At 43.3% G+C, this 6,695-nt stretch carries 7 protein-coding genes; 1 reads left to right on the top strand and 6 read right to left on the bottom strand.

Features of this window, described 5'->3' with window-relative positions:
• Window positions 1–22: 22 nt before the first annotated feature.
• From WFI24_RS26730 to rplS, 4 genes are all read right to left on the bottom strand, one after another.
• The gene (locus WFI24_RS26730) at window positions 23–724 is read right to left on the bottom strand and encodes a ribonuclease HII (protein WP_145318969.1); all 702 of its coding nucleotides are present in this window, start codon (window positions 722–724) and stop codon (window positions 23–25) included.
• Between the two features lie 460 nt (window positions 725–1,184).
• Window positions 1,185–2,048, bottom strand: coding sequence for a ribosome biogenesis GTPase YlqF (ylqF, locus tag WFI24_RS26735; protein ID WP_036670353.1), 864 nt, complete (start codon window positions 2,046–2,048; stop codon window positions 1,185–1,187).
• A gap of 30 nt (window positions 2,049–2,078) precedes the next feature.
• A complete protein-coding gene (gene lepB / locus WFI24_RS26740; RefSeq protein WP_336765000.1) occupies window positions 2,079–2,699 on the bottom strand; it encodes a signal peptidase I in 621 nt (206 codons plus the stop codon).
• A 356-nt stretch (window positions 2,700–3,055) separates the two neighbouring features.
• Window positions 3,056–3,397 (bottom strand): 50S ribosomal protein L19, encoded by a 342-nt coding sequence (rplS, locus tag WFI24_RS26745; RefSeq protein ID WP_024630190.1) that lies wholly within the window; start codon window positions 3,395–3,397, stop codon window positions 3,056–3,058.
• Window positions 3,398–3,702: 305 nt separating this feature from the next.
• Here rplS and WFI24_RS26750 point away from each other — a divergent pair, with 305 nt between their 5' ends.
• Window positions 3,703–4,668, top strand: a complete 966-nt coding sequence (locus tag WFI24_RS26750) for a polysaccharide deacetylase family protein (RefSeq protein WP_336765001.1) — start codon at window positions 3,703–3,705, stop codon at window positions 4,666–4,668.
• A gap of 10 nt (window positions 4,669–4,678) precedes the next feature.
• Here the strand turns inward: WFI24_RS26750 and WFI24_RS26755 are convergent, their stop codons facing one another.
• Window positions 4,679–5,920, bottom strand: a complete 1,242-nt coding sequence (locus WFI24_RS26755; RefSeq protein WP_336765006.1) for a hypothetical protein — start codon at window positions 5,918–5,920, stop codon at window positions 4,679–4,681.
• A gap of 164 nt (window positions 5,921–6,084) precedes the next feature.
• A complete protein-coding gene (locus tag WFI24_RS26760) occupies window positions 6,085–6,459 on the bottom strand; it encodes a VOC family protein (protein ID WP_336765002.1) in 375 nt (124 codons plus the stop codon).
• Window positions 6,460–6,695 lie beyond the last annotated feature (236 nt).

Genomic DNA, 6,695 nt, shown 5'->3' on the forward strand with positions numbered 1-6,695 from the left:
CCCTCCTTCCTTCAAACCCGTGTTAAAACAATGACTGCTGCTCTCCAAGCAGATTGCCCAGAAAACTGCGCCGATGCATTGGGGTTGCTCCCAACGCCATAATCTGCTCTCGATGAACTTTTGTTGCATATCCCTTATGTATCGACAGACCATATTCCGGATATAACGTATCCCATTCTTCCTTACAGAGTCGATCTCGCGTTACCTTCGCAATAATAGAAGCTGCTGCAATCGACTGACTATTGGCATCACCTTTAATAATGGACAGTTGTGGAACATTCACATCGACCTTCTCGGCATCTACCAACATATAATCAGGAACTTCTCCCAATGCTTCAACAGCACGTTTCATCGCGAGTCTCGCAGCCTGCTTGATGTTAAGCCGATCAATCGTCTCTGCATCCGCGTACCCGATACCCACTGCGAGCGCCTTTTCCATAATGACATCATATAATGCATCACGTTTTTTCTCCGTTAATTTCTTGGAGTCATTCACGCCTTCCAGGATAAGATCCTTCGGCAAAATAACTGCCGCAGCAACTACATCCCCAAACAAACAACCCCGTCCTACCTCATCAATGCCAGCAATGCGTTCAAATCCACTCTCCCAATACTCCCGCTCGTAGAGCAACAAGTCTCGAGGTTCACTGGCTTCTTTCTTTTTCTTCGTTCCAACCGGGGTATCCAGCAGATTCAACCCGATCTCTTCATTATGTTCAACCACAACGCTCATCTCCTCTACCCACACTTCTCCAGCATGTGTATCACTTACAACTTTTTTATAATATAGACGTAGATCGGCAGTCTTTGTTCTGTACAATCGGTGTATCTCAGCAAATATTTCCCTTGAGGTATACAACAATAAAGATAGTGATGTCTTCATTTATCGGTATTTGATGGTTTAAATTGAATATATCAGACCTTGTCTAATCTGAATTGCACCACCATTCATCATAGCACGATTTTGACGCACCTGATATATAGGTCAGCCAATTCCATTAAGCGTACTGTTCTTCAATCCTCTTCCATTTTTATCGTCTTGAACGCAAATTCGGCTCCAATTCCAAGTTTTTATACGCAAAAACGACCGTTCCCGGTAATCCGGTAACGGCCGCTTCTTTCGGCACTTGTTTATAGAAAATGAACAGATGAAGATAGATATCTTCATTGTGTAGAGTCCATTTTTAGTAGGGGGCTTCCATAGAGAAACGTCCCATTTTACCTGCTCGCAGCTCTCGCAGAAATGCCCGCGATGCCTTCTCCAGATCAATGCGCCCACCGCTTACAACACAACCGCGTATACGGCCGACTTGTTCCATAATCGCAATAACACTGTCTGAATCATCTGCATCTTTGGAGAACTCCTGAAGTCCGTATCTCTCTTCCAGGGCGTCCCAGTAGTAACGCATCAAGTAACTGATTCCAAAAAAGGCAATATCCTCAGCATTCAAGATTTCCTCTTTGATCGCACCTGTTACGGCAAGACGGTAACCTACATTCTGATCTTCGAACTTGGGCCAAAGGATACCCGGAGTATCCAATAGCTCCATTTCTTTGCCTACCTTGATCCACTGTTGCCCCTTCGTCACACCAGGACGATCTCCTGTTAACGCAATACTCCGTCCAGCCAGTCGGTTAATCAACGTGGATTTACCGACATTGGGAATACCCACAATCAACCCGCGAACCGCACGAGGATTAATCCCTTTGGCAATTTGACGGTCAATTTTTTCTTTAAGAAGAAGCTTCGCCTGTACCGGAATGTCTTTAACATTAGTGCCTGTTGAAGCATCTACAGGAAAAGCAGTAATTCCTTCTTTTTTGAAATATTCAATCCATTCTTGCGTCACTTTGGCATCTGCCAAATCCGATTTGTTCAACAAAATCATCCGGGGTTTATCCAGCAATATTTCGTCAATCATCGGATTACGGCTGGAGACAGGCAGACGGGCATCCAACAGTTCGATGACCACGTCGATGAGCTTTAACTTATCCTGAATCTGGCGTCTGGCTCGAGTCATATGACCTGGAAACCATTGTATCGTCAACTTGTCTTCACCTCATTATTTACTTCGATTTTAATGGTTAATCCACTTAATTTCACCGATCGGCCAGAAAATCACATCTGCACGACCAATAATATCTTTTAACGAAACATAACCAATCATACGGCTGTCGGTACTATTTGGACGATTGTCTCCCATGACAAACACATGACCTGCCGGCACTTTGCCATCAGGGAACTGCTCATTCGGGAAATCCTTCACGTTATATGTTCCACCATTCGCTTCCGCTGCATCAATGGCTCCTTGAATATACGTTTCATCGACTTTCTTGCCGTTAACCATCACGGTATCATCCTGCACCTCAACCGTATCACCTTCTACAGCAATAACACGTTTGATGAAATCCCGACCTTCGGATGGTACGTGGAAGACGATAACTTCACCGCGCTTCGGTTCTCTGATATCATATAGGATTTCGTTGACGATCACACGTTCACCCGTTTCAAAGTTCGGCTGCATGGACGGTCCGTCCACAACAAATGGTTTGAAGAGCAACCACCGAATTAGAATGACGAGAACTAATGCGATAACGATGGCTTTAAGCCATTCAACAATCTCATTTTTAGCTTTTTTGGATCGGCTGTCTTTCTCTTCGGCAGGATTGCCCCGGTCCTGTTGAACTTCTTGTTCCATTCAAGATCTTCCTCTCTTCACAGTACATGTTTATAGCAGTACACACATCCAGCATCTGCATCGTTCCACATAATCATTGGATAGATACAAAATATTCACATCAGTTATGTAATCTTACACCAAGCATTACAGTACATTTAATCCACAATTCAAATGCCTTCAAGAGGTTGTTCAAAAAGTCGGTACTGAAACCGGTCTTTTGAACACGCACTTCAATAACTGATTTCACAAGCCTCCCGGACTATTCGCCGCATGTGTTGCCATACCATTTTACTCGGAAGTGTACCTCCGGTTCAACTTTTCCCGGACAAAAACGAAAAGGGCTTGTCTCCAAGCCCTTCCCGGTATCCGTTATATTAACGAATTTCTTTAATTCTCGCTGCTTTACCGCGTAGTTCACGAAGATAATAAAGCTTCGCACGACGCACTTTACCACGGCGAGCCACTTCGATTCTATCGATTTTTGGGGAATGAAGCGGGAAAGCTCTTTCCACACCTACACCGTAAGAAATTTTACGAACTGTAAAAGTCTCACTGATTCCACCACCACGGCGTTTAATCACAACACCTTCGAACAATTGGATACGCTCACGAGTTCCCTCGATTACCTTAACGTGCACTTTCAAAGTGTCACCAGGACGAAAACTCGGAATATCCTTACGAAGTTGTTCTTGTGTAATCGCTTGAACGATATTCATCTATGACTCCCTCCTTCCGTACAGGCGTTCATACTTCTTCCAGAGATCACCTTGTCTCCTTCATTATCCATAGAGGACCGCCGTATTCCACATAACAGACTTATTGTATCACGCAGCATATCAAAACACAAGGGAAATTAAACAAAGTGCCTATTATTCAATCAGCAAAATTCATACTGTCCGAACTAACTTAACGCTCTCTTCTACAAGTCAACCTGATACAGGAAAAAATACTGTAACCTCCCGTATAGAATTATCGTCTATGATATAACTTATTGACCACTTTAAAGGAGAACCCAAGACTCATGAAATATTGGAAAAAGATCACGCTTGCTGTACTCGCCATGCTCATATGTTCCATTACACTATATGCCTATGCCGTAACTCATCCTAGTAATGCCATGTCACACAAAGCTTGTACATCCTGGGATATAGTCAAACGCAAAGCGTTCCAGCTGTCACACACTGATTTCTCCAGCCAATCTGCGTTGGATCGTTCTTCCTTCAAGGTTGAAAAAGGTACCGCTACAGAAGTACCTGTACTGATGTATCATTACATAGAACCCAAGCTCAACAATCACGAGGCAAGTAATAAATCCATCATTAATCTGGAGGATTTCGAGCAAAATATGAAATACCTGCATGACGCAGGTTACACGACGATTACACTGGATCAGCTTGAACAATATGTTAACGGGAAGATATCCCTACCACAGAAGTCTATTGTAATTACCTTTGATGACGGATACCAGAACAATTATACATTAGCTTACCCCGTGCTTCAGAAATATAATTTTCATGCCTCCCTGTTTGTCATAGGCAGTAAAATTCAGGATAAACCTTCGGTATTGGAGCCCGCCATCAACAGTTTCATCTCCAAGCCAGAGATGCAGGCAGCAACCGACGTATTTGAATTCAACAGCCATACCTATAACCTGCATCACAAGGGATTTATGCGCTGTGGGAACAGCGTACCTGTCGGTCTGGACACTAGTCTTCTGGATGATGATATCCAGCAAATGAAGGAAACCGGAATAGACACACCTTATTTGGCCTATCCTTTTGGTTATACGAGTACACAGATGATCTACAAGTTACAGCAACATGGATATCGCATGGCTTTTACAGTAAAGTCCGGATTTGTGCATCCAGGAGATCATCCCATGAAGCTACCTCGTTTAACGGTTACAACAGGCACTGACCTGGCCGCCTTGCTTCAGTCCAAATCCAGTCCGCAGAATGGTCCGCCTGCATCGGAGAAAGACGAGTGAATACTAGACATTAAACTTCCCCACCCTGGTAGAGAGTCGAGCTATACAGCCTTTTGAGCTGTGGCTTGGCTCTTTTTGCATCGGTAAGTGATAATGTCATCGGAGTACTAGAATAAATCACTGCTTCCTTTGCATCATAGATGATGATCTGTTCTAACCCAGTCTGAACGAGGTCTGCATGCACCGCATATCCCTCTTCCGGGAATTCAGTAATCGTTTTCATATCTCCATCTACCAAAGAAGGCAATACATCTCCACCTCGGCGATAGGCAAAAATATAATCGAGCCCACTCTCATCCCAGTTATTTACAGGCTCAATAATCGTTAACCATCCACGAGTCATACGATTTTCTTTCCATATTTCTTGACCTGCGTTATTCAACATGAACATTCCATCCTTACCATTCTCGTCACCCCGAATAATTCGGTCCAACCCTGCAACCTGTAAACCTTCCATCCCAGTACAAAAATAGCCCAGTGCAATATGCTGTGATTCAATCGAATCTTCATAACGCCATTTCTCATTACCGTAGCGGTTCATCATGACCGTGACACTGCCACCAATCACAACCTCGACTTCCCCATCACCGTCAACGTCGCCAAACCATATACAGTCTGCATGGTCATCAAGATTCTGACAAGACCATAACAGCGTCCCATCATGATCCAACATGTCATATCCAGCCATCACTTCATCCTTACCATCTCCATCGATATCGTATACCCATGGAAAATGTCCTGGATTCCCTTCATGCTTCCATAATAAATTGAAATCATGGTCCAATGCCCATAACGTCTTATAGCGGTCTTTCAGGATAATGTCCATTTTTTGCTGATTACCAGTCAGGTTGGCGAGTATAATGCAGTCATGTGCTTCATCACCCGGCAGATCACATGTTTCTTTAATCTCACCGGTCCCGCCATCCAATACAAGAAATTGTTTGTCCATGACACACAATACTTCATTATTGCCGTCACCATCCCAATCTGCGATCTGAGCGGGATAGTCTGAGCCCGGACCTCCTGCGTTCGGATCAGGAGTTCCCACCTGCCATAGTAATGTCCCTTCCAGATCAAACGCAGTTAAGCAGCATACCTGATGCGGGACATACCGATCGTCTATGCCCCCATTGGCTTGCACCAGCAACATCTCAAGTCTGCCATCCCCATTCAGATCCCCCAAAAGCATTTTGCACCGTTCTCCGGCTTCGCTAATATCAACTCTGGCGATTTCATAAGGCTGATTGCTCATCATCTTCCTCCTCAGCGTATCGTTAACATTTCACATTTCATTACAGCTGAGTTCACCATAAAGAAAACCTCTGCTTTTTACAACCCTATTCAGAACTGATGCAAAAATGTTCAATGCTGCAAAAAAGTGTCTACATCAAAATTAAACGATTTAAACGAATGATTTTAAACCAACTCTAAAAACTCAAGGCGATTGCCAAAAGGATCATTTATATAGAAACGTCTTACACCTTCATCTGCTCTTGCTTCGTCATCTACAATATGAATTTGGTTATGAATGAGATGATCACGTAACTGATCCAAATGTTGTACATGAAATGCCGGATGAGCTTTTGTAGCGGGAATAAAATCTTTTTGTACCCCAATATGCACTTGGTGTCTGCCACACTCGAACCATACACCACCCCGTTTTCTCAGAATTTCAGGTTTAGGAATCTCCGTCCAGCCCAGTACTTTATTGAAAAAATGACGTGCTTCCACTTCACAACCTTCTCGTGCTGCAAGCTGAATATGATCAAGACCAATAATATTGTAAGTCATTCATACACCGCCTTTAGTTTCATTTAGTGAAACACAGTTTTAAAATATATCTCCATTTTATAGAATATCCCAATGAATATCCAGCTTTCTTTACAAAACACATGAAAAAAAAGCCAACCTTTGGTATGATATGCTCCCATCACAGTAGACAGTAGAAAAAACAAAACTCTACTTCTACCATGATGGGAGTTTTTGTAATGTCCAAAAGAAGCCCGGTTTCATATGAAATCAAGATT

The sequence above is a fragment of the Paenibacillus sp. USHLN196 genome (assembly GCF_037144955.1).
GTDB lineage: Bacteria > Bacillota > Bacilli > Paenibacillales > Paenibacillaceae > Paenibacillus > Paenibacillus xylanexedens_C.

Bases quoted from the DNA above. Each gene is read 5' to 3' on its own strand.
- lepB (WP_336765000.1), bottom strand. From the start codon at position 2,699: ATGGAACAAGAAGTTCAACAGGACCGGGGCAATCCTGCCGAAGAGAAA.
- rplS (WP_024630190.1), bottom strand. From the start codon at position 3,397: ATGAATATCGTTCAAGCGATTACACAAGAACAACTTCGTAAGGATATT.
- WFI24_RS26750 (WP_336765001.1), top strand. From the start codon at position 3,703: ATGAAATATTGGAAAAAGATCACGCTTGCTGTACTCGCCATGCTCATA.
- WFI24_RS26755 (WP_336765006.1), bottom strand. From the start codon at position 5,920: ATGAGCAATCAGCCTTATGAAATCGCCAGAGTTGATATTAGCGAAGCC.
- WFI24_RS26760 (WP_336765002.1), bottom strand. From the start codon at position 6,459: ATGACTTACAATATTATTGGTCTTGATCATATTCAGCTTGCAGCACGA.